Genomic DNA, 20,393 nt, shown 5'->3' with positions numbered 1-20,393 from the left:
TCGTTGGCGCGTTATTTCGGATCGCCCGGCAGATGGGTGCCGGTGACCTTGGCATACATCCGCGCCACCGACGCATCGTCGTCGCGGCCCATGCCGGAGGCGGCCGTCATCAGGAACATCTGCAATGCTGCGGCCGAAACCGGCACCGGAAATCTCGCCGTGCGTGCCATGTCCTGGATGATGCCGAGGTCTTTTACAAAGATCTCGACCGCGCTGCGCGGCGTATAGTCGCCGTCGAGCACATGCGGGATGCGGTTTTCAAACATCCAGGAATTGCCGGCCGAGGCAGTGATCACCTCATAGACTTTCCGGATGTCGAGCCCTTGCTTGGCGGCGAAGGCGATCGCTTCCGAGGCGGCGGCGATATGGACGCCGGCCAATAGCTGGTTGATCATCTTGAACGCGGCGCCCTGGCCCGCGGCATCGCCGAGTTCGTAAAGCTTGGCCGCCATCGCGTCGAGCGCGGGCCTTGCCTTGGCAAAAGCCGCGGCGCTGCCGGAAGCGAGAATGGTGAGTTCACCCTGCGCCGCGCGCTGCGCCCCACCCGAGATCGGCGCGTCGAGGTAATGCCGCCCGGTCGTTTCCAGTTGCTTTGCAAGCCGCCTCGCCACATCAGGGTCCATGGTCGCCGATGAAATGAACACCGCGTCCCTGGCCAGTGTTTCGCCGACGCCGTCCTTGCCGAACAGAATGGCTTCGGTCTGGGCCGCGTTGACCACCACGCTGACGACGATGTCGGCCGCCTTGGCGGCATCCGCCGGCGTGTGAGCGCCCTTGCCGCCGTCGGCGACAAAGTTCTTGACCGCGTCCGCCGAGACGTCGCAGCCGGTGACTTCAAAGCCGGCGCGCCGCAGTGAGGTCGCCATGCCGAAGCCCATCGAGCCCAGCCCGATCACGGCAATACGCGGTTTTGTCAGTGCGGGTTCAGGCATCAGCGGTCCCTCGGCGTTTCTCGACAGCCGCGATGCGGTCGCGGCTTTGCCTCTGGGTATCACGGCTTGGCCGCGCTGCCAAAGCATGAGACAAGTCGAAAACGGGATAACGTCATGACCGAAGCAAAAATCCGCGAGGAAATCTGCCGGCTCGGCCGCTCGCTGTTCGAGCGCGGGCTGACGCCTGGCTCGTCGGGTAACATCAGCGTGAAACTCGACGACGGCGGCTATATCGTGAGCCCGACCAACGCCTCGCTGGGATCGCTCGACCCTGACAGGCTGTCGCGGCTCGGCGCCGACGGCAAGCTCGTCTCCGGCGACGCCCCCACCAAGGAAGTGCCGCTGCATGCGGCGCTGTACCAGACCCGTGGCGCCGCGCGCGCGGTGGTGCATCTGCATTCGACCCATTCGGTGGCGCTGTCGATGCTGCCCGAGATCGATCCGCGCGCAGCACTTCCGCCGATGACGCCGTATTACCTGATGAAATGCGGGCTCACCGCGCTGGTACCGTATTATCGCCCGGGCGACCCCGCGGTCGCCGATGCCATCAAGGGGCTGGCCGGCAAATATTCCTCCGTGCTGCTCGCCAATCACGGCCCGGTGGTGTCAGGCGATACGCTGGAAGCCGCGGTGTTCGCGATCGAGGAACTGGAAGAAACCGCAAAGCTCTATCTGCTGCTGCGCGGATTGAACCCGCGCTATCTGTCGCCGCAGCAGGTGGCGGATTTGACGAAGACGTTCGGGCTGGAGTTGCCGGAGCATGGGCATTCACCGCACACACCGCCGTCATCCTGAGGTGCGCGCTCTTTCTTGCGCGCCTCGAAGGATGGTGTTCAGCGCAGTGCGTGCGGCCATCCTTCGAGGCTCGCCAAGAGGCTCGCACCTCAGGATGACGGCGGTGTTTGCGGAAATGCTCTAACCATCACAACCCCAAATACGCCTTGCGGACGTCGGGATTGCCCTTGATCTCGGCGGCGGTGCCCTGCATCAGGACTCTGCCGGTTTGCAGGATGTAGGCGCGATCGGCGATTTCGAGACATTCGGCCATGCGCTGCTCGACGATCAGCACAGTCATGCCGGTGTCGCGGATGCGCTTGACCGCCGCAAAAATCTCGTCGACCAGCTTGGGCATGATGCCCTGCGACGGCTCGTCCAGCATCAGAAGCCGCGGCCGCGTCATCAGTGCGCGGCCGATCGCCAGCATCTGCTGCTCGCCGCCGGAAAGTGTCTCGGCGCGCTGCTCGAGGCGCTCGGATAATCTCGGAAACAATTGGAACACCAGCTCAAGCGGCGCATCGCGATCGGCCTCGCCGCGGTACATGTAGCTGCCGAGCCGCAGATTGTCGTGCACCGACAGCCGCGGAAACAGCCGGCGGTTTTCCGGCACATAGGCGATGCCGCGCGCGGTGATCACATGCTGCGGCAGGCCGTCGAGCCGCGCGCCATCAAAAGTGACGGTGCCGGAGCGCGGACGCTCGGCGCCGGCGATGGATTTTATCAATGTCGACTTGCCGGCGCCGTTGGCCCCCGCGACCAGCACGATCTCGCCCTTCGCGACCTCGATCGAGACCGCCGAGATTGCGACCAGCCCCTGATAGGCGGTGGTGACTTCATGCATCGACAGCATGACGATCCCCAAGGTAGGCGGTGATGACGCGCGGATCGCGCACGATGTCGGTCGGCTTGCCCTCGACCAGCACCTTGCCGAGATCGAGCACGATGGCGCGATCGACCAGCGGCATCACGATCTCCATGACGTGCTCGACCATCAGCACAGTAACCCCCGTAGCGCGCACCTGGCGCACCAGCTCGACGCCGGTCTGCGCCTCGACCGGTGTCAAGCCCGTGAGCACTTCGTCGAGCAGCAGCAGTTTGGGTTCGGTGGCCAGCGCGCGCGCCACCTCGAGCCGTCGTTTCTCCGACGGCACCAGGTCGCTGGCGAGCACATTGGCGCGCGCGCCGAGGCCTGCGAACTCCAGCACCTCATGCGCCTTGCGGCGCGCCACGCGCATCACGGTGTTGCGGATCAGCGCGCCGACGATGACGTTGTCGATCACGGTCATGGTCTCGAAACTTTTCACCACCTGGAAGGTGCGCGCGATGCCGCGCTGGCAGCGTTCCGCCGCCGGCAGCGCCGTGACGTCTTCGCCGTCGAAGATGATGGAGCCTTGCGTTGGCGGCAGCACGCCCGCGATCAGATTGAACAGCGTCGATTTGCCGGCGCCGTTCGGCCCGATCAGGCCGACGATCTCGCCGCGTCCGACCGAAATCGAGACGTCGCTGTTGGCGATCAGGCCGCCGAAGCGCTGCCAGACGCCTTTGGTTTCCAAGAGCGCCGTCATCGGGCCGGCTCCTTGCGTCGCGGCGAGAACAAGCCGACCAGGCCCTCGGGCCGCGCCAGTGAGATCAGCACGATCAGCGTGCCGTAGACGATCAGATCGACGCCGCGGCCGGAGCCGCCGATGAACGAGCGCGTCAGTTCGGTCAGCGGAATCAGGATCACCGCGCCGAGCACCGGCCCCCACAGCGTACCGATGCCCCCCAACACCGCCGGCAACGCCATCAGCAGCGAGAACTGAAATCCCATGACGCTTTCGGGATCGATATAGGACACGAACTGCGCATAGAAGGCACCGCCGACCGCGGTGAGGAAGGCCGAGACCGCCGCGGCCCCCATCTTGGAATTGAACACGACCACGCCGAGGCTCTCGGCGGCGTCCGGATTGTCCTTTACCGCGCGCCACCAATAGCCCCATTTGGAATCTTCCAGCCACCAGGTGACGAGCCAGGCGACGCAGGCCAGCCCCAGCGCGAAGTAGAAATAGGGCAGCTTGCTGCGGGTGAACTGGAATTTCAACCAGCTGTCGCCGCGCACCGGGATATCGATGCCGAGGGCAGCGCCTGCCCAATCCCAGTTCTGGAACAACAATAGCGCGATCTCGGCAATGACGATGGTGGCGATGACGAAATAATGCCCGCGCAAGCGGAAGCACGGATAGCCCAGCACCATCGCGATCACAGCCGATATCAGCCCGCCGCCAAGCATGCCGAACCATGGCAACACGCCGAACTTGGTGAACAACAGCGCGGTGGTGTAGGCGCCGAGCCCGAAATACAGCGCGTGGCCGAGCGAGATCTGGCCGCAATAGCCGGACAGGATATTCCAGCTCTGCGACAGCGCCGCATACATCAAGGTCAAGACCATGATGTTCTGGACGTAGACGTCTTTGACGAACAGCGGCACCAGGGCTGCGATCACCGCAAAGCAGGCCGCGACGATCAGATCGCGGCGGCGGCGCTGGTTGAAGGCGGTATCCATCACAGCGACCCGAACAGGCCGCGCGGGCGGATGAAGACCACCAGCAGATAGACCGCGTAGATGCCGACCGATTTCAGCGACGGCGGCAGGATCAAGGTGGTGCCGGCCTCGACCAGGCCGACCACGATACCGCCGGCAAAGGCGCCGAACACGCTGCCGAAACCGCCAAGCGCCACCGTGACATAGGCGATCAGCGCGAACGATGCGCCGACGTCCGGATAGACATAGAAGAACATCGCCATGATCGCGCCGGCAAGCCCGACCAGCGCCGCGCCAAGGCCCCAGCCGAGCGCGAATACCCTGTTCTTGTCGATGCCGACCAGCGCCACCGCGCCGGCGTCCTCGCGGGTCGCTTCAAGCGCGCGGCCGAAATCGGTGCGGTTGATGAAAAAATACAGCGCCGTGAACGCCGCGATCGACACCAGCGCGCCGGCCAGTTGCGGTACCGGCAAATAGATGCCCGCGATCGAGAAGGTTTTGCCGCCGAGCCATGAATGGGTGATGCTGCGATAGTCCGGCGTGAAGAAGAACTGCGCCAGGCCGCGCATCACGATGGCGAGCCCGAAGGTCGAGAATATCTGCACCATGCCGGCATTGGCCTTGGCGCGGACCGCGAAGCGGACCACACATAAATAGACCAGGGCCCCGAACACGAACAGCGCCGCCGCGACCAATGGCGCCGCCAGCAACGGATCGATCGCGAAGAACGCGAACAAGAAGAACGTCGCATACATCGCGATCATGAGGAATTCGCCATGGGCGAAATTCACCACGTCCATCAGGCCGAAGATCAGCGCAAGCCCAACGGCGATCAAGCCGTAGAGCAGGCCCATCAACAGACCGCTGGCGAGGCTCTGGATAATGGTCTCGGCTGTCACCGCCGTATGTCCCCCTTGTACATCCGGCCGGTCAGCTGTTCATCGGCCAGATCGCCTCGGATACGGCGGCCTGCTCCGGGAAGATCGTAACGAAGGTCTTGGCGGAGTATTGCAGCAGCACCGGATCGGCGAAATTGTTCTGACCCATCTCGTCGAATTTGACGCGGCGCCAGGGCATGATGGTCTGCTCGCCCGGCATGTCGGTCGCAACCAGCGCCTCGCGAATCTTGTCGCCGTCGGTCGACTTGGCGCGATTGATCGCATCGGCCATCACGATCAGGCCCATGAACTGGCGCGACGAATAGTCGTTGAAGTCCTTACCGGACTTTGCGCGGTACATCTCGTTGATAAGGCCCACCATCGGCCGCTTCTGCGCAAGGTCGAGCGAGAAGCTGCCGCGCGAGATCACGCCTTCGAGCTTGTCGCCGACCGCGTCATAGGTCGCCTTCTCGGCGAAGCCGGCATCCTGCGCCACGATGTTCTTCGGCTTGTAGCCTAGCTCCGCCATGGTCTTGACCAGGAGGATCGCGTCGGTCGTATAGCTCGACGGCATCAGCACATCGGCATTAGCGGCCTTGATCTGCTGCACCTCGGCGGTCAGCGACGGCGAGTTGGCGCGATATTTGATGTCGGCAACCACCTTGTAGCCGCGATCGGCGGCGAGCTTGAGCTGCGCGTTCGACGAATCGGTGCCGAAGATGGTGTCCTCGTGGAACAGCGCGAGCGTCTCGATCTTGGTGCCCTTCTTCTTCATGGCATCGAAGAAGTCGAACATCGCGGCCGAAAACATCTCGTCATGGGGGGCGGCGCGGAAATAGAATTTCAGGCCGCGGCGGTGCAGGCTCGGCGAGGAATTGTCGGCCGAGATGAACGGGATTTGATAGCGCTCGCAGATCTGGCTGACCGTGACCGCGACCGCGCTCTGATAGGTGCCGACGATGGCGCAGACCTTGTCCTGGGTGATCAGGCGTTCGGCTTCGGCGCGCCCCTTCTGCGGGTCGGCCTGGTGATCGGCGAACACCAGCTTGACCTTGGCGCCGCCCAAACCCGGCAATCCCTCGGTTCGTGCCAGCGGCAGGTCGAAATCATACTTGTTGTTGATGATCTCGGCCGCGGTCTCGAACGCCTTCTGCGCGTCCACGCCGATTTGCGCGCTGGCGCCGGAAAACGGATAGATGACGCCGATCGCCACCTCGGAGGTTTCCGCGCGGGCCGCGATCGGCGCCAGCGCGGCAACCGCGCTAGCCCCCAGCAATACATTTCGGCGCGTGATGCTCATCTCATATCCTCTTTCGATCGGCCGCTATCGTTTGAAACGGTTGAAGGTTACGGTAAAGCCTCAAAGTACGGCAAGAACTGCCTTTTAAAGAGCGGCAGTCAGACAGCTCCCGTTCAATCATCTGCCATTAAAGCACAGCCAGTTGCTTGTTCTTCAGGTCCGTCACCAGCATCAACCCGGGGGCGTGCGTGATGGCAAAGGGTAGCTTGGCTGCCGCGATCACGGCCTGCGGTGTCACGCCGCAGGCCCAGAACACCGGAATCTCATCGGGTGCGATCGGCACCGCGTCGCCGTAATCGGGCTTGCCGATATCGGCAATGCCGATCGAATGCGGGTGACCGAGATGGACCGGCGCACCGTGCACCGACGGAAAGCGCGTGGTGATCTGCACCGCGCGGATCGCCTGCGCCGGCTTCAGCGGGCGCATCGAGACCACCATGGGACCGGCAAACGGCCCGGACGGGCTGCAAGCGATATTGGTGCGGTACATCGGCACGCGCACCCCGCACTCGATGTGACGCAGCGGCAGGTCGTCCGCCATCAGCGCCTCTTCAAAAGAGAACGAGCAGCCGAGCACGAAGGTGACCAGATCGTCGCGCCAATGCGCCATGATATCGGTCGGCTCCTCCACCACCTCGCCGTCGCGCCACACCCGATAGCCCGGCACGTCGGTGCGGATATCGAGATCGAGGCCAAGCGAGGGAATTTTGGGATTGCCGACCTCGGACATGCCGATGATCGGACATGGTTTCGGGTTGAGCTGGCAAAACCGGTGAAACGCGCCAGCAAGCTTTTCCGGCAGGATCGCCAGATTGCCCTGCACGAAACCGTTGGCTACCCCGGCCGTGCTCGCGGCCGTCCCGGAGCGGTAGGCATGCCGGGCCGCCACGCTTGGCAACAGGTTGGCGTCAGACGGCCGTTCCATTCTCGCGGGGCTGGTCATCGGTGATCTGCTCCATTTTGCTCGACAGCCAATGACGCATATGACTACTATAATGTCTAATCGTGATTTTTAATCAATATCGATAAGCCTGATTTATCGATCCATGGACTTTCGAAGCATGACCGATTTCAAGGCAATCGAGACCTTCATGTGGGTGGTCACCCTCGGCAGCTTCCGCGGCGCGGCCCAAAAACTCAACACCACCCAGCCCGCGATCTCGCAACGGATCGCCCAGCTCGAACGCGAGGTCGGGGTCCGGCTGCTGCAGCGCGACCGCCGCATGGTGCTGCCGACCCCAAGCGGGCGGCAGATGATGCTGTATGCCGAGAAGCTGATCGGGCTGCGCTCGGAAATGATGGCGGTGGTTGGCGACCGCTCGGCGATGCGCGGCGCGCTGCGGCTCGGCGTGGCCGAAACCATCGTCCACACCTGGCTGTCGCAATTGATCAAGAGCGTCAATCACGCCTATCCGAACCTGTCGATCGAAATCGAAGTCGACATCACCGCGAATTTGCAGACCCGGCTGCTGGCGCAGGAAATCGAGCTCGCCTTCATGCTCGGGCCGTTGACCGCGCCAAACGTCAGCAACCGGGTGCTGTGCGACTACCAGCTCGGATTTCTGGCGAGCCCCTCGCTTGGCCTCGGCAACCGGCGACTGACGGTGCACGACCTCGCGAAATTTCCGATCATCACCTTTTCGCGCAAGACCCAGCCTTACGAACTGGTCAGTTCGCTGTTCAACCGGCCGGATCTGGCGCCGATGCGGCTGCATGCCAGCGCGTCACTGGCGACCGTCATTCATATGGCGATCGAGGGCCTCGGCATCGCAGTGATCCCGACCGCGATCGTCGAGAACGAAATGGCCGACCAGCGGCTGCAATTGCTGTCGACCAATTTACAGATACCGCCGCTGACATTTTCAGCAAGCTGGTTGACGTCTCCCGATACGGCCGCCATCGAGCGGGTGGCCGAGCTCGCCGCCAAGCTGGCGCAGGGCAGCGTCATTGTTGACGCGCCGCAACAGGCGCGTCATTGAAATAGCCGCGTGGAAACGATCCCGCCTGCGCAGCGCCTGATTTTTCGGAAAACAGCTCCATGACCAACATCGCATCCAACCTGCAAATCGACTCCGCCCGTCTTTGGGACACGATTCACGAAACCGCGAAATTCGGCGGCACGCCCAAAGGCGGCGTGCGGCGGCTGACGCTCGGCCCTGAAGACAAGCAGGTGCGTGACTGGTTCCGCAGGGCGTGCGAGGCCGCCGGCCTTGAAGTTCATGTCGATGCGCTTGGCTCGCAGTTCGGCCTGCGCAAGGGACGCGACATGTCGAAGCTGCCCATAGGCCTCGGCTCGCATCTCGACACCCAGCCGACCGGCGGCAAGTTCGATGGCGTGCTCGGCACGCTGGCCGCGCTCGAAGTGGTCCGCACCCTCAACGATGCCGGGATCGAGACCGAAGTTCCGATCTGCATCGCCAACTGGACCAATGAGGAAGGCTCGCGCTTTGCGCCGGCGATGATGGCGTCGGCGGCCTATGTCGGCGATTTCACCACCGACGATATCCTGTCGCGCAAGGATGCCGACGGCGTCACCGTGGCGCAGGCGCTGGATGGCATCGGCTACCGCGGCGAAAGCCCGGTCGGCACCCAGAAATTCGGCAGCTTCGTCGAATTGCACATCGAGCAGGGCCCGATTCTCGAAGCCGAGGGCAAAACCATCGGCGTGGTCGATTCCGGCCAGGGCGTGCTGTGGTACGACGGCAAGATCACCGGATTCGAAAGCCATGCCGGCTCGACGCCGATGCCGCTGCGCCGCGACGCGCTGGCAACCCTGTCGGAGATCGTGCTGGCGATGGAAAGCATCGCGAAGAAGCACGGCCCAAAGGCCGTCGGCACCATCGGCGAAGCCGTGATCGCCAATCCCTCGCGCAACGTCATTCCCGGCGAGATCGCCTTCACCATGGATTGCCGCAGCGCCGATGCCGCGATCATGGACGCTCTGGACCAGGATCTGCGCGCCGCCATTGCCGCGATCGCGGCGCGGCGCAAGGTCGAGGTCCAGCTCGATCTGGTCTGGCGCAAGCCGCCGACCCATTTCAATCCGAAACTGGTCGACGCGGTGGAGAATGCCGCGAAGGCGCTCGGCTATTCGCACCGCCGCATCACCTCCGGCGCCGGTCACGACGCCTGCAACCTCAACACCATCATGCCGACGGCGATGGTGTTCGTGCCCTGCAAGGACGGCATCAGCCACAACGAGCTCGAAGATGCGACGCAGGCCGATTGCACCGCGGGCGCCAACGTCCTGATGCATACGGTGCTGGCGCTGGCAGGCGTCGCTTCCTGACCGGGTCCTTCCTGCCACAAGCAAATGGAGATGTCGGTGCGCGGAGTTTTTGTCGATGCCAACGGATCGCTGGCGGATATTTTCGAACAGCAGAACGTGGCCGGCGATCCACCGGTCCGCGTCAACCGCGACGCCGACATCAGTTCGGATCAGATGCCGGCGCTGCTCGACGGCGCCGAGATCGTCATCATCGATCATACGCCGCTGCCGACCGATGTGGCGCGGCGCTGCGCCGGACTTAAGCATGTCGTGTTTCTCGGCACCGGCGCGCGCAGCTACATGCATCCGGAAGAACTTAGCCAGCTCGGCATCGACGTTCACCTGATCAAGGGCTATGGCGATACGGCGGTGGCCGAATGCGCGATCGCACTGATGTGGGCGGCCGCGCGAGGCATCGCCGCGATGGACCGCGAAATGCGCGCCGGCAATTGGCTGCGCGAGGACGGCATGCAGCTCACCGGAAAGACGCTGGGCCTGATCGGCTTCGGCGGCATCGCCGCGGAAGCCGCGCGCATCGCAGCGGGCAGCGGCATGCGCGTGATCGCCTGGAACCGGACGCCGAAGCGCGCCGCGGGCGTCGAATTCGTCAGTCTCGATGCGCTGCTGGCGCAAAGCGACGTGATCTCGCTGCATCTGTTGTTGAACGACGAAACCCGCGGCTTTGTTTCGCGCGGCCATATCGCGAAGATGAAGCCCGGCGTGCTCTTCATCAACACCGCGCGCGCCGCGATCGTCGATGAAGCAGCGTTAATCGAGGCGCTCACATCAGGCCATATCCGCCACGCCGGATTGGACGTCTTCAATGTGGAACCGCTGCCGAAGGACGATCCGCTGACCAGATTGCCCAACGTGACGCTGTCAGCGCATTCGGCGTTCCGTACGCCCGAGGCAAGCGAAAATTTAATCCGCGCCGCGTGGACACATTGCCGCAGGATCGCAAAGAGCTAACAAGCGCGCTTTACGGGATCGCGCAACTATACTATCTTTGATTGCACTTTATATTTCCAGTTATTTTAAGTTCGAAAGCTGATTTCACATCGCGCGCTTGTTGGGAGGACCTCATGGTTCGAATGCGCAAGGATGTTTGGAAGTTACCGGCGAACGACAAGACGCTGTTCTGGTACGGTCAGGCGATTGCCGTCCTGAAGACCAGACCGATCACGGACAAAACCAGCTGGTGGTCGCTGGCCGCGATGCACGGCATCGACAGCCAATTGTGGATCGATCTCGGCTATCTCGATCCGGCGGTGCAGCTGCCGTTCGATCCGACCAAGCAGGGCTTCTGGAATCAATGCCAGCACGGCAGTTGGTATTTCCTGCCCTGGCACCGCGCTTATCTCGGCGCCTTCGAAGCCATCCTGCTTGACGTCATCGTCAAAAAGGGCGGTCCGGCCGATTGGGCGCTGCCATATTGGAACTACGATCCGACCGTCCCGAGCGCGCTCAAATTTCCGACCGCCTTTGCAGCCGAATTGCTCGATGACGGCAGCAAGAATCCGCTCTGGGTCAAGGAGCGGTACGGCAGGACCGGCAACGGCAATATTACGATCAGGCCGACTGATGTTCCGGTCAAGCAGTTGTGGCGCGCGGCCGAGTTTTTCGACGAACCGAATGACGTTCCGACCTCGTTCGGCGGCACGCGAACGGCTTTCCATCACGACGCCGGCGCGGGCGCCGGAAAACTCGAACAAACGCCGCATGGTCCCGTTCACAACTTAGTAGGCGGCACGATCGAGGGCGGCGATTCAAACGTCTCGACGGACAACGGCCTGATGTCGATGTTCGAGACCGCCGGCATCGACCCGATCTTCTGGCTGCATCATTCCAATATCGACCGGCTGTGGGAGTCCTGGCTGACCGTCCACCAACTTCAGGCGCCGCCGGATGCACACAAGAATCCGACCGACCTCGCCTGGCTGGACCAGCCGGCGGGCCAGTTCGTGATGCCGCAGCCTGATGGTACGACATTCACGACGACCGCGCGGCACGTCTTGAACACCAAGGATCCGTCGCTCAATTATGAATATCAGGACATTTCGGTCCCGGGGCAGCCAGCCAGTCCGCTGGTTGCGCGCCTGAACAGGCTGGGCGTGGCACCCGCGGACGCCAACACCCTCGCAGGAGCATTTTCCATGGCTTCGCCGAAAACAACGGAAATGGTTGGACAGAGTGCCGCCGCCGTTCGAATCTCCGGCGCGGCCACCGAAGCCAGCGTTCAACTGGACGACGTCGCCCGCAACCGGCTGCAGGGGACGCTTTCCGCGAGATCGATGAGCAATCTAGCGCTAGGCGCCAAGCCGACACCACCGGATCGCGTCTTCCTTGCGCTCGAGAACATCACCAGCGCCACCGATGTCGGCGTGTTTCATGTCTATGTGAATTTGCCGAAAGGCGCGGATCCCGAACAGCACCCCGAGAATCTCGCCGGCGTGGTTTCGCTGTTCGGCGCGCGCGAAGCGAGCCGCCCCGCCGGACCCCATGCCGGCAGCGGTCTCACCCAGACACTCGAAATCACCGACATCGTCGATGCGATGCATCTCGCGGGCGATCTGAACACGCAGCAGATCGACGTCAAATTCGTTCCGCAGACGCCGATATCCGACAACAACAAGGTCGATGTCGGCCGGATGAGAATCTACCGTCAAGGCGGTTAGCGCCATGACGTGGCGCATCGCGCTGCCGGCCGTGACGCGTTGGCCATCCCGCGCGCTTTTGGCCGCAAGCCTGGCGGGCTGGGTGCTTCTGCCGTTACTCGGCCATGGCGCGCAATCGTCCGCCGCGCTTTGCCTGTCCTATCCCACGCTGGCCGACGCCCCGCGCGGCGCCCTTGCCGCCCTTTCGGTCGCGGACGACACGATGCTCGCAGCGCTGTCCTGGATCGTAATGGTCGTGGCCATGATGTCGCCGTTGCTGGCGCAACCGATCGTGCAATTGCGGCTGCGCAGCCTGACGCGCCGACGGCGGCGCGCGGTCGCGTTGTTCGCCGCCGGCTATCTGGCGATCTGGATCGTCGCCGGCTTCGCCCTCGTGACGGCCTCGGCGGCGATCACACGGCTCGCCGAACACCTCGGATGGCCCGCGCTGGCGATCACCCTGACGATCGCGGCGATCTGGCAGGCGGCGCCGTTGCGCCAATCCGCGCTCAACCGCTGTCATCGGCCGCCCGACCTGTCGGCCTTCGGCCTTGCCGCAGATCTCGACTGCTTCGGCTTCGGCCTGACCCACGGCGTCTGGTGCGTCGTGACTTGCACGCCATGGATGCTGCTGCCGTTGACGACGCCGGCGTTTCACCTGCCGTTGATGCTCATGATTTCCATCGCGCTGTTGCTGGAGCGGATCGCGCCGGCCCGGCCAGCCGCCTGGACATGGCGGATCCTGCCGGGTCAGAAGGTCGCGGGCGTGTTGTTACGATCGATGCAATGGAGCGTGCGATGATCATCGGCATTCCCGTCTACGACAAGGTCGACCTGCTTGATGTTGCCGGCCCTCGCGAAATCCTGACCTGGATGGAGCCCGCCGCCGAAGTGCGGCTAATCGCCGAGACGCCCGGCCCGATCACCACGCGAGACGGGCTGACCTTCATCGCACCCTATGGCTTCAACGACACCCCGGTGCTGGACGTCTTGTGGGTGCCCGGCGGCGATCCCGAGGCACTGAAGACCATCATGAGCGGACCCAACGGCGCCTATCTGGATTTCCTGCGCACACGCAGCGCGACCGCGACGTTCGTCTGTTCGGTCTGCGAAGGCGCGCTGCTGCTGGCACAGGCGGGGCTGCTCGACGGCTATGAAGCAACCACGCACTGGATGTTCATTCCATGCCTGAAGCGCTTCCCTCATATCCGCGTCGCGCCCGGCACGCCACGTTTCGTACACGATCGTAATCGGCTGACCGGCGGCGGAATTTCAGCGGGGCTCGATGAAGCGTTGAAGCTCGTCGAATTGCTGAACGGCCGCGCAGCCGCGGAAGATGTGCAGCAAACCATCCAGTATTACCCTGATCCTCCGGTGAATAGCCAACTCCCGCAGTCGCCGGGATGTCCATTTAGCTGGTGATGAGCCGAAGAGTTCTGTGGCAACCAAGGGAGGCGGCGATGGCAGGCGCGGATATCGGCGGCAAGTGGACCTACCGAAGTTTCAATAACGATCCGGCACTGGTGGGCAATGACGGCGACAAGGCGCTCCGGCTGATCTTTGCCGAAGCCATCTTCAACTTTGAGATCGTGTCTCCCACCGAGTTGAAGGGCACGATCGATTGGGAAGGCGGAGGCCTCGACCTCAAGGGATTGATCCAGCCGGCCGACGCGACCGAATCGTTCCGGGTGAAGATCATCGGCACCGGACGGCCCGGCACGGGTACCGCGGGCTGGGAATATGATTACGACGCCGGACCCGCTTATACGTGGCCAAACGGCGTCAAACAGGTCCCGGCGCTGGTCGGCTCGGTCATTCGCGCCAAACCGCACGGGGCTTCACCCGCGGGCTATGTCGCCTCGTTCGTCGCGGTGAAGCATTGACCCACGGGCTCGCATGGAAGCCGGATATATCCGGCTTCCAGTCTTGAAATCGTCAAATCTTGAAACAACCAACCCGGTAAATCCGAGTTGGCTGATCGCAAGCATCGATACGCATCACGGTCGTCCCGTGCATGAACCTAACGCAGCCGATCTCCTGCTAAACGATGATCCTGACCGGCGCGGTATTGGAACCCGTAGCGTTTTCGATCGTGACATCGGTATAGGGGTTCTGTGGCGGCGCCTCTTCGTAACGAAATGTCTTCTTCATCATCGCGTTGCTGTGGACCGGTCCAGGCGGAAGCACGATGTCGAACTTCAAAAGCTTGACCAGCGGATTGATTCCCTGCGGGACGGCGGAGACAAGGCTAACCGTCCAATCGATCTCGACGATGACGTCCACCGTGACGATTAGTTTGGGACCATGATCCGGGCCCGGCTGCCGGTCTATCCAAGCGTTCAAGGCTCCTGGCGCAATCGCGAGCGACGGAGGCGTCACCACCGCATGAGCGGCCACATAGGCCTGGCAATTGGCGTAAGTGTCCGGGCCGAATACCTTGATGAATATCGCGAGAATCGCCGAGTCCGCCTTGGCGATCAGATATTGGTCGCCGTTGATCTGCCTGAAGACCGCAAAAATCGCTGCGTTCGGATCGTCGATCAGCCCGCCATTGCCGGTCGCAGGAAGGTCCAGGATGTCGATCGCGTGCAGCCCGTTCTTATCCATCACACTGATGAATTTCACGTCAGGCGGGTAATTCGGAATCGCTCGATCGATATCGAATGGCATCACCAACGGGTTGGTGATGCCATCCGTCTCGAACATCAGGGCGAAACGGGGCGGATAAATCAAAAACGGAAGCTGGTCGATCGTGACTTTGGTTTGCGGGCTGGGCTTTTGGCCGATGGCCGACAGATGGGCAATACCATCTTGACGGTATGCGCTGAAAATCCCTTCGCCTAATACCTTGGGCATTTCACACTCCCTAAAATGACTGGTTCAAAATCGCCACTCACTCTATCTAAACGGGCATGTTTTTAATACGACAATCAAGGGATTTTCATCACCCCTGCCCGCGGCAATTTGCGCAAATGGGTATTTTGAACCGAACGGCCTCTCGCGCGACAAAGACGCCACGGCGTACATTATCCGCGGATCCGCATGCCGTCGTGTGTCATCAAATTTCCGGCGCCGATCAGAATTGGTCTCGGCGCAGCGATTGGCGGAGCCGTAAATCTCTGGAGCAAGCCGTCGCGCACTGCGGGATAGGCAAGACGATGCGAGGCGTTCTTTCTTCCCTTCTCCCCTTGTGGGAGAAGGTGCCTTCGCCAACGGGTCGGCGCGGAGCGCCGCCCGATGACAGGCTCCGCGAAGGCGGATGAGGGGTAGCGACACAACGAGAGTCAGAGACCCCTCACCCGTCTCGTCGCCGCTGCGCGGCCATAGCCGATGCCAAGCATCGGCGTTCTTTTAAAGTGCGGCGGCATAGGCCGCCTATGCCACCCTCTCCCACCCCAACTCGGGTTTACCCGAGTTGGGCATGTCAAATTGTCGAAGTCGGATAGATCCGACTTCGATGGGAGAGGGAAGAGATCAATCCACCATCTCCGCGACCGCCTTGCCGCACGCCGTGGTGTCGGCATTGCCGCCGAGGTCCTTCGTGCGCAGGGTGCGTTCGCCGAGGGTGCGTTCGATCGCGGCGACGATCGAGGCGGCGGCGGTTTTCTCGCCGAGATGTTCCAGCATCATCGCGCCGGACCAGATCATGCCGATCGGGTTGGCGATGCCCTGCCCCGCAATGTCGGGCGCCGAGCCATGCACCGGCTCGAACACCGAGGGAAAATTGCCCTCCGGATTGATATTGCCCGACGGCGCGATGCCGATGGTGCCGGTGCAGGCCGGTCCGAGATCCGACAGGATGTCGCCGAACAGGTTGGAGCCGACCACGACGTCGAACCAGTCCGGATGCAGCACAAAATTCGCGGTCAGGATATCGATGTGATATTTGTCCCACTTCACCTTGGGATAGTTCTTGGCCATCGCCTCCACGCGCTCGTCCCAATACGGCATCGTGATCGAAATGCCGTTGGACTTGGTCGCCGAGGTCAGATGCTGCTTCGGCCGCGACTGCGCCAGCTCGAACGCGAATTTGAGAATACGATCGACGCCGATCCGCGTCATCACGGTTTGCTGGGTGACGAATTCGCGGTCGGTATCCGGGAACATGCGGCCGCCCACGGACGAATATTCGCCTTCGGTGTTTTCGCGCACCACCCAGAAATCGATGTCGCCGGGCTTGCGGTTGGCCAGCGGCGATGGAACGCCCGGCATCAGCCGCACCGGGCGCAGATTGACGTACTGGTCGAACTCCCGCCGGAATTTGATCAGCGATCCCCACAAGGAAATGTGATCGGGGATTTTGGCCGGCCAGCCGACCGCACCGAAATAGATCGCGTCGTGCTTGCCGATCTGCGCCTTCCAATCCTGCGGCATCATCTCGCCGTGCTTGGCGTAATAGTCGTAGGACGCGAAGTCGAAATGGTCGAAATGCACGGCCACGCCATGCTTTTTCGCCGCCGCTTCCAGCACCCGCAAGCCCTCCGGCACCACTTCCTTGCCGATCCCGTCGCCGGGAATGACCGCGATCCGATATGTTTTTTTGCTCATCGAAAGATCCCTTTAGCCGTACCGGCGGCCTGGTTTATTGGACGGGATTGCAATGGACCAAACTCCGGCGCGGTGCAACGCTGCAATGCAATGTCGAGCTATGCAGGTTGACCTATCCAGGCCGACCTGCCCAAATCGACCAACCACCTGCGATACCGGACAGAACCCAACGAGAGAGCAAATCCATGGATCTTCATTTGCGTGGCAAGCGCGTCCTGATTACCGGCGCATCCAAGGGCATTGGCGCGGCGGCGGCCGAAGCCTTCGCCGAAGAAGGCGCCCACCTGATGCTGGCGGCCCGCAACGGCGACCAACTCAAGGCGCTGACCGAGCGGCTGCGCGGGGCGCACCAAATTGACGCCTCGGCGCATGTCGTCGATCTGCGCAAGCCGGAAGACTTGGCACGGCTGGCCAAGGATGCCGCCGAGATCGACATCCTGGTCAACAATGCCGGCGACATTCCCGGCGGCTCGATCGACAAGATCGACGAAGCGACCTGGCGTCATGCCTGGGAATTGAAAGTGTTCGGCTACATTAACCTGACCCGCGCGATCTACGCGCAGATGAAGGCGCGCGGCCATGGCGTCATCGTCAATGACATCGGTGCGGCCGGCGAAAAATTCGACGCCAATTATATCTGCGGCAGCACCGGCAATGCCGCGCTGATGGCGTTCACCCGCGCGCTCGGCGGCAAGAGCCTCGCCGACAATATCCGCGTGGTCGGCATCAATCCCGGCCCGGTCGGCACCGACCGCCACGTCACGCTGCTGAAGACCCGCGCCCAAAATCAGTTCGGCGACGAGAACCGCTACAAGGAATTCCAGAAAGGCCTGCCGCTCGGCCGCCCCGCGCATGCCCGCGAGATCGGCGACCTGATGGCCTTCCTCGCCTCCGACCGCGCCGGCTACACCTCAGGCGTGATCTACACGGTCGATGGCGGCATCAGCGCGGGGTGGGGTTAGGTAGTTTCTTTGCAAGCGACAGCTCTCGGTCGTCATGCCCGGGCTTGTCCCGGGCATCCACGTCTTAACGGCAGAACATCGAGAAAGACGTGGATGGCCGGGACAAGCCCGGCCATGACGGAGAATGTCTCGTCCTAAGCCGTCTGCGCAAACAACTCCCGGATCATGGTCGTGATCCGCCCGTTCGGCGACTGCATTTCATTCATGATGGTAAAATGGTTGGCGCCGGGGATTTCTTCGTAGGCGACGGGCAAGCCATATTTGGCGCGGTGGCCGGCGAAATCGGCGGTCTGCTTGCGCAGCAGCGGCAATTCGGCGGCCCCGACCACCAGCGCCAGCGGCTTCATCGGGCCGCCCGGTTGCGCCATCGGCGAATGGCGCCGCGACATCGGCCCGTCGAGCTTGAGCTTGACGTTGAGGTAGCTGTGGCGGATCGGCTCGAGATCGAAGATGCCGGATATCGCGATGCCGGCTTTCACCTTCGGATGCGATAGCGCCATCGCGGTCAGATGGCCGCCGGCCGACCAGCCCGACACTACGATGCCGCCGGTGTCGGCGCCAAGCACGGGCAATTGCCCGGCGAGGTAACCGATGCCCTGATGGATTTCGGCGACGATCGCCTCAAGCGTTGCTTCCGGGGCGAGCGTATAGCCGATCAGCGCGACATTGATGCCGTGGGCCATCGCGCCCTCGGCAAACATCGTGAAGGCTTCCTTGGCGCGCATCTGCCAGTAGCCGCCGTGGATGAACAACAGCGTCGGCGCCTTGTCGCGCGCCTTGAGGAAATCGATCCGGTTACGTTCGCGCGGGCCATAGCGCAGGTCGATGTGATCGGGATGCCGCTTGCGCAATTCGGCCGAGCGTTGCTCCCAGCCGTTGACCAAATCGCCGCTTCCCGCCACCGCAACGCTGTTGTTGAGGCCAAGATCGAGCTCTTGCTGGCTCATGGAGCGCCAGTCGGGCGCGTCGGATGGCGTCGTCATGCTTTTTGTCTCCAGAATGTGCCGGCGTTTCCACTTTGCCGCAAAATGTTTTACAGCACTACCCCATCCGCTATCACGAAGACGAAGCAATGGAGAATACGCGTGGCTGATGCTCAGGGACTGGTCCGGGAAACGGCTTGCGCCGTTGTCGACAAACTGAATTCCGGTGAGGTCACACCGCTCGATCTGCTCGACGTGCTGGAAAAGCGCATCGCCGAGGTCGACGGCAAGGTCAACGCGCTGCCGACGCTATGCTTCGATCGGGCCCGCGCCCACGCCAAGGCGCTGATGCAGAAGCCCGCCGCGGAACGCGGCCTGCTTGCGGGGCTGCCTGTTCCGATCAAGGACCTCACCAATGTCCAGGGCGTGCGGACGACGCAGGGCTCGCCGATCTACCGGGACAATATTCCGGCCCAATCCGATCTGATGGTCGAGCATCTCGAAGCCAGTGGCGGCATCGTCTACGCCAAATCCAACACGCCCGAGTTCGGCGCCGGCGCCAACACTTTTAATGAAGTGTTCGGCGCGACCCGCAACCCCTGGGACATTTCGCGATCCGCTGCCGGCTCATCCGGCGGCGCGGCGGTGGCGCTCGCGACCGGCACCGCCTGGCTCGCGCATGGCTCCGACATGGGAGGCTCGCTGCGCAACCCCGCCAGCTTCTGTGGCATCGTCGGAATGCGGCCCAGCGTCGGCCGGGTCGCGCATACGCCGAAATTCAAGATCGATCGCAATCTTGGCGTCCAGGGTCCGATGGCGCGCAATGTCGAAGACCTGGCGTTGCTGCTCGATGCGATGAGCGGCGAGCATCCCGCCGATCCACTGTCGCTGCCTCTGCCGCCGCAATCCTTCCGCTCCGCCGTGCGATCCGGAAACAAGCCGAAGCGCGTCGCCTATTCGACCGATCTCGGCATCACGCCGGTCGATCCAGAAGTGGCCGCGATCACCCGCAAGGCGGCGATGCGTTTCGCCGAGGCCGGCATCATCGTCGAGGAAGCCCATCCGGATTTACGCGAGGCGCATGAATGCTTCCACGTGCTGCGCGCGTTCGATTTCGCGATCAGCAAGGCAGACCTGCTGCGCACCCACCGCGATCAGCTCAAGCCCGAGGTGATCTGGAACATCGAGCAAGGCCTCAAGCTCTCGGTGGAAGACCTCGCACGCGCCGAAGCGCAGCGGGTCGCGATGGTCGCGCGCACGCAGGCCTTCTTCGAGACGTATGACCTGCTGCTGGCGCCCGCGACCATCGTGGCGCCGTTTCCGGTCGAGAACCGCTATGTCGCCGAATGCGCCGGAAAGAAGTTCGACAATTATGTCGAATGGCTCGGCATCGTCTATGCCATCACGCTGGCCTGCGTGCCTGCGCTGTCGCTGCCGTGCGGCTTCACCGCGTCAGGCCTGCCGGTCGGACTTCAGATGGTGGGGCCGCCGCGCGGCGACGCGCAGCTTCTCGCCGGCGCGAAGGTGCTGGAGGATATTTTAGGCGTCCGCGGCACCACGCCGATCGATCCAAGGGGGACGAAATAGCTTCGGCCGTCATCCTGAGAGCCTGTGAAACTATCTCTGCCGT

The 20,393-nt window shown here is 62.8% G+C and carries 20 protein-coding genes; 10 read left to right on the top strand and 10 right to left on the bottom strand.

The features are described from left to right. Positions 1-11 precede the first annotated feature (11 nt). Entirely contained in the window at positions 12-932 is a 921-nt protein-coding gene (ltnD, locus tag GSQ88_RS20635; protein WP_159009594.1) for an L-threonate dehydrogenase, read from the bottom strand. 114 nt (positions 933-1,046) lie between these two features. Here ltnD and otnC point away from each other — a divergent pair, with 114 nt between their 5' ends. Further along, positions 1,047-1,727 (top strand): 3-oxo-tetronate 4-phosphate decarboxylase, encoded by a 681-nt coding sequence (otnC, locus tag GSQ88_RS20630; protein WP_159009593.1) that lies wholly within the window; start codon positions 1,047-1,049, stop codon positions 1,725-1,727. 127 nt (positions 1,728-1,854) lie between these two features. Here the strand turns inward: otnC and GSQ88_RS20625 are convergent, their stop codons facing one another. From GSQ88_RS20625 to GSQ88_RS20600, 6 genes are all read right to left on the bottom strand, one after another. Then, positions 1,855-2,559 carry an ABC transporter ATP-binding protein gene (locus tag GSQ88_RS20625; RefSeq protein ID WP_159009592.1) on the bottom strand — a complete coding sequence of 235 codons (705 nt, stop codon included), beginning with the start codon at positions 2,557-2,559 and terminating at the stop codon, positions 1,855-1,857. Next, positions 2,543-3,274, bottom strand: coding sequence for an ABC transporter ATP-binding protein (locus GSQ88_RS20620; protein WP_159009591.1), 732 nt, complete (start codon positions 3,272-3,274; stop codon positions 2,543-2,545). The genes GSQ88_RS20625 and GSQ88_RS20620 overlap by 17 nt, the downstream gene beginning before the upstream one ends. Continuing rightward, the gene (locus tag GSQ88_RS20615) at positions 3,271-4,251 is read right to left on the bottom strand and encodes a branched-chain amino acid ABC transporter permease (RefSeq protein ID WP_159009590.1); all 981 of its coding nucleotides are present in this window, start codon (positions 4,249-4,251) and stop codon (positions 3,271-3,273) included. Before GSQ88_RS20615 ends, GSQ88_RS20620 begins: the two co-directional genes overlap by 4 nt. Next, complete coding sequence (locus GSQ88_RS20610) at positions 4,251-5,129, bottom strand: branched-chain amino acid ABC transporter permease (RefSeq protein ID WP_159009589.1); 879 nt, start codon at positions 5,127-5,129, stop codon at positions 4,251-4,253. Before GSQ88_RS20610 ends, GSQ88_RS20615 begins: the two co-directional genes overlap by 1 nt. A 31-nt stretch (positions 5,130-5,160) precedes the next feature. Beyond that, the gene (locus GSQ88_RS20605; RefSeq protein ID WP_159009588.1) at positions 5,161-6,408 is read right to left on the bottom strand and encodes an ABC transporter substrate-binding protein; all 1,248 of its coding nucleotides are present in this window, start codon (positions 6,406-6,408) and stop codon (positions 5,161-5,163) included. 127 nt (positions 6,409-6,535) lie between these two features. Then, entirely contained in the window at positions 6,536-7,351 is an 816-nt protein-coding gene (locus GSQ88_RS20600; RefSeq protein ID WP_159009587.1) for a putative hydro-lyase, read from the bottom strand. 118 nt (positions 7,352-7,469) lie between these two features. Between GSQ88_RS20600 and GSQ88_RS20595 the strand changes: the two genes are divergently transcribed. The 7 genes from GSQ88_RS20595 (at position 7,470) to GSQ88_RS20565 (ending at position 14,213) form a co-directional block, all read left to right on the top strand. Next, positions 7,470-8,387: a LysR family transcriptional regulator gene (locus GSQ88_RS20595; protein WP_159009586.1), complete on the top strand. Its 918-nt coding sequence runs from the start codon at positions 7,470-7,472 to the stop codon at positions 8,385-8,387. A gap of 59 nt (positions 8,388-8,446) precedes the next feature. After that, entirely contained in the window at positions 8,447-9,697 is a 1,251-nt protein-coding gene (locus tag GSQ88_RS20590; RefSeq protein WP_159009585.1) for a Zn-dependent hydrolase, read from the top strand. Between the two features lie 36 nt (positions 9,698-9,733). Next, entirely contained in the window at positions 9,734-10,645 is a 912-nt protein-coding gene (locus GSQ88_RS20585) for an NAD(P)-dependent oxidoreductase (RefSeq protein ID WP_159009584.1), read from the top strand. Between the two features lie 113 nt (positions 10,646-10,758). After that, the gene (locus GSQ88_RS20580) at positions 10,759-12,351 is read left to right on the top strand and encodes a tyrosinase family protein (protein WP_159009583.1); all 1,593 of its coding nucleotides are present in this window, start codon (positions 10,759-10,761) and stop codon (positions 12,349-12,351) included. A 4-nt stretch (positions 12,352-12,355) separates the two neighbouring features. After that, the gene (locus tag GSQ88_RS20575) at positions 12,356-13,132 is read left to right on the top strand and encodes a copper chaperone (protein ID WP_159009582.1); all 777 of its coding nucleotides are present in this window, start codon (positions 12,356-12,358) and stop codon (positions 13,130-13,132) included. Further along, positions 13,129-13,752, top strand: a complete 624-nt coding sequence (locus GSQ88_RS20570) for a DJ-1/PfpI family protein (RefSeq protein WP_159009581.1) — start codon at positions 13,129-13,131, stop codon at positions 13,750-13,752. The genes GSQ88_RS20575 and GSQ88_RS20570 overlap by 4 nt, the downstream gene beginning before the upstream one ends. A gap of 38 nt (positions 13,753-13,790) precedes the next feature. Beyond that, positions 13,791-14,213, top strand: coding sequence for a hypothetical protein (locus GSQ88_RS20565; protein WP_159009580.1), 423 nt, complete (start codon positions 13,791-13,793; stop codon positions 14,211-14,213). A gap of 157 nt (positions 14,214-14,370) precedes the next feature. Here the strand turns inward: GSQ88_RS20565 and GSQ88_RS20560 are convergent, their stop codons facing one another. Beyond that, the gene (locus GSQ88_RS20560; protein ID WP_159009579.1) at positions 14,371-15,186 is read right to left on the bottom strand and encodes a hypothetical protein; all 816 of its coding nucleotides are present in this window, start codon (positions 15,184-15,186) and stop codon (positions 14,371-14,373) included. Positions 15,187-15,804: 618 nt separating this feature from the next. Beyond that, on the bottom strand, positions 15,805-16,878 hold the full coding sequence (locus tag GSQ88_RS20555; protein WP_159009578.1) for a tartrate dehydrogenase: 1,074 nt from the start codon (positions 16,876-16,878) through the stop codon (positions 15,805-15,807). A gap of 185 nt (positions 16,879-17,063) precedes the next feature. Here GSQ88_RS20555 and GSQ88_RS20550 point away from each other — a divergent pair, with 185 nt between their 5' ends. Then, a complete protein-coding gene (locus GSQ88_RS20550; RefSeq protein ID WP_159009577.1) occupies positions 17,064-17,840 on the top strand; it encodes an SDR family oxidoreductase in 777 nt (258 codons plus the stop codon). Positions 17,841-17,974: 134 nt separating this feature from the next. Here the strand turns inward: GSQ88_RS20550 and GSQ88_RS20545 are convergent, their stop codons facing one another. Then, positions 17,975-18,823 (bottom strand): alpha/beta hydrolase, encoded by an 849-nt coding sequence (locus GSQ88_RS20545; RefSeq protein ID WP_159009576.1) that lies wholly within the window; start codon positions 18,821-18,823, stop codon positions 17,975-17,977. A 102-nt stretch (positions 18,824-18,925) separates the two neighbouring features. Here GSQ88_RS20545 and GSQ88_RS20540 point away from each other — a divergent pair, with 102 nt between their 5' ends. Further along, positions 18,926-20,350: an amidase gene (locus GSQ88_RS20540; protein WP_159009575.1), complete on the top strand. Its 1,425-nt coding sequence runs from the start codon at positions 18,926-18,928 to the stop codon at positions 20,348-20,350. Positions 20,351-20,393 lie beyond the last annotated feature (43 nt).

Source organism: Bradyrhizobium sp. S69 (genome assembly GCF_009766005.1).
In the GTDB taxonomy this organism is placed as follows: Bacteria; Pseudomonadota; Alphaproteobacteria; order Rhizobiales; family Xanthobacteraceae; genus Bradyrhizobium.
The sequence above is the reverse complement of the archived record's forward strand: the minus strand, read 5'-3'. Positions and strand labels throughout refer to the sequence as shown.

Excerpts from the sequence above, each read along its gene's own strand:
- otnC (WP_159009593.1), top strand. The coding sequence starts at position 1,047 with ATGACCGAAGCAAAAATCCGCGAGGAAATCTGCCGGCTCGGCCGCTCG.
- GSQ88_RS20600 (WP_159009587.1), bottom strand. The coding sequence starts at position 7,351 with ATGACCAGCCCCGCGAGAATGGAACGGCCGTCTGACGCCAACCTGTTG.
- ltnD (WP_159009594.1), bottom strand. The coding sequence starts at position 932 with ATGCCTGAACCCGCACTGACAAAACCGCGTATTGCCGTGATCGGGCTG.
- GSQ88_RS20550 (WP_159009577.1), top strand. The coding sequence starts at position 17,064 with ATGGATCTTCATTTGCGTGGCAAGCGCGTCCTGATTACCGGCGCATCC.
- GSQ88_RS20615 (WP_159009590.1), bottom strand. The coding sequence starts at position 4,251 with ATGGATACCGCCTTCAACCAGCGCCGCCGCCGCGATCTGATCGTCGCG.
- GSQ88_RS20570 (WP_159009581.1), top strand. The coding sequence starts at position 13,129 with ATGATCATCGGCATTCCCGTCTACGACAAGGTCGACCTGCTTGATGTT.
- GSQ88_RS20560 (WP_159009579.1), bottom strand. The coding sequence starts at position 15,186 with ATGCCCAAGGTATTAGGCGAAGGGATTTTCAGCGCATACCGTCAAGAT.
- GSQ88_RS20555 (WP_159009578.1), bottom strand. The coding sequence starts at position 16,878 with ATGAGCAAAAAAACATATCGGATCGCGGTCATTCCCGGCGACGGGATC.
- GSQ88_RS20575 (WP_159009582.1), top strand. The coding sequence starts at position 12,356 with ATGACGTGGCGCATCGCGCTGCCGGCCGTGACGCGTTGGCCATCCCGC.
- GSQ88_RS20580 (WP_159009583.1), top strand. The coding sequence starts at position 10,759 with ATGGTTCGAATGCGCAAGGATGTTTGGAAGTTACCGGCGAACGACAAG.
- GSQ88_RS20595 (WP_159009586.1), top strand. The coding sequence starts at position 7,470 with ATGACCGATTTCAAGGCAATCGAGACCTTCATGTGGGTGGTCACCCTC.
- GSQ88_RS20620 (WP_159009591.1), bottom strand. The coding sequence starts at position 3,274 with ATGACGGCGCTCTTGGAAACCAAAGGCGTCTGGCAGCGCTTCGGCGGC.
- GSQ88_RS20545 (WP_159009576.1), bottom strand. The coding sequence starts at position 18,823 with ATGACGACGCCATCCGACGCGCCCGACTGGCGCTCCATGAGCCAGCAA.
- GSQ88_RS20565 (WP_159009580.1), top strand. The coding sequence starts at position 13,791 with ATGGCAGGCGCGGATATCGGCGGCAAGTGGACCTACCGAAGTTTCAAT.
- GSQ88_RS20605 (WP_159009588.1), bottom strand. The coding sequence starts at position 6,408 with ATGAGCATCACGCGCCGAAATGTATTGCTGGGGGCTAGCGCGGTTGCC.
- GSQ88_RS20625 (WP_159009592.1), bottom strand. The coding sequence starts at position 2,559 with ATGCTGTCGATGCATGAAGTCACCACCGCCTATCAGGGGCTGGTCGCA.
- GSQ88_RS20590 (WP_159009585.1), top strand. The coding sequence starts at position 8,447 with ATGACCAACATCGCATCCAACCTGCAAATCGACTCCGCCCGTCTTTGG.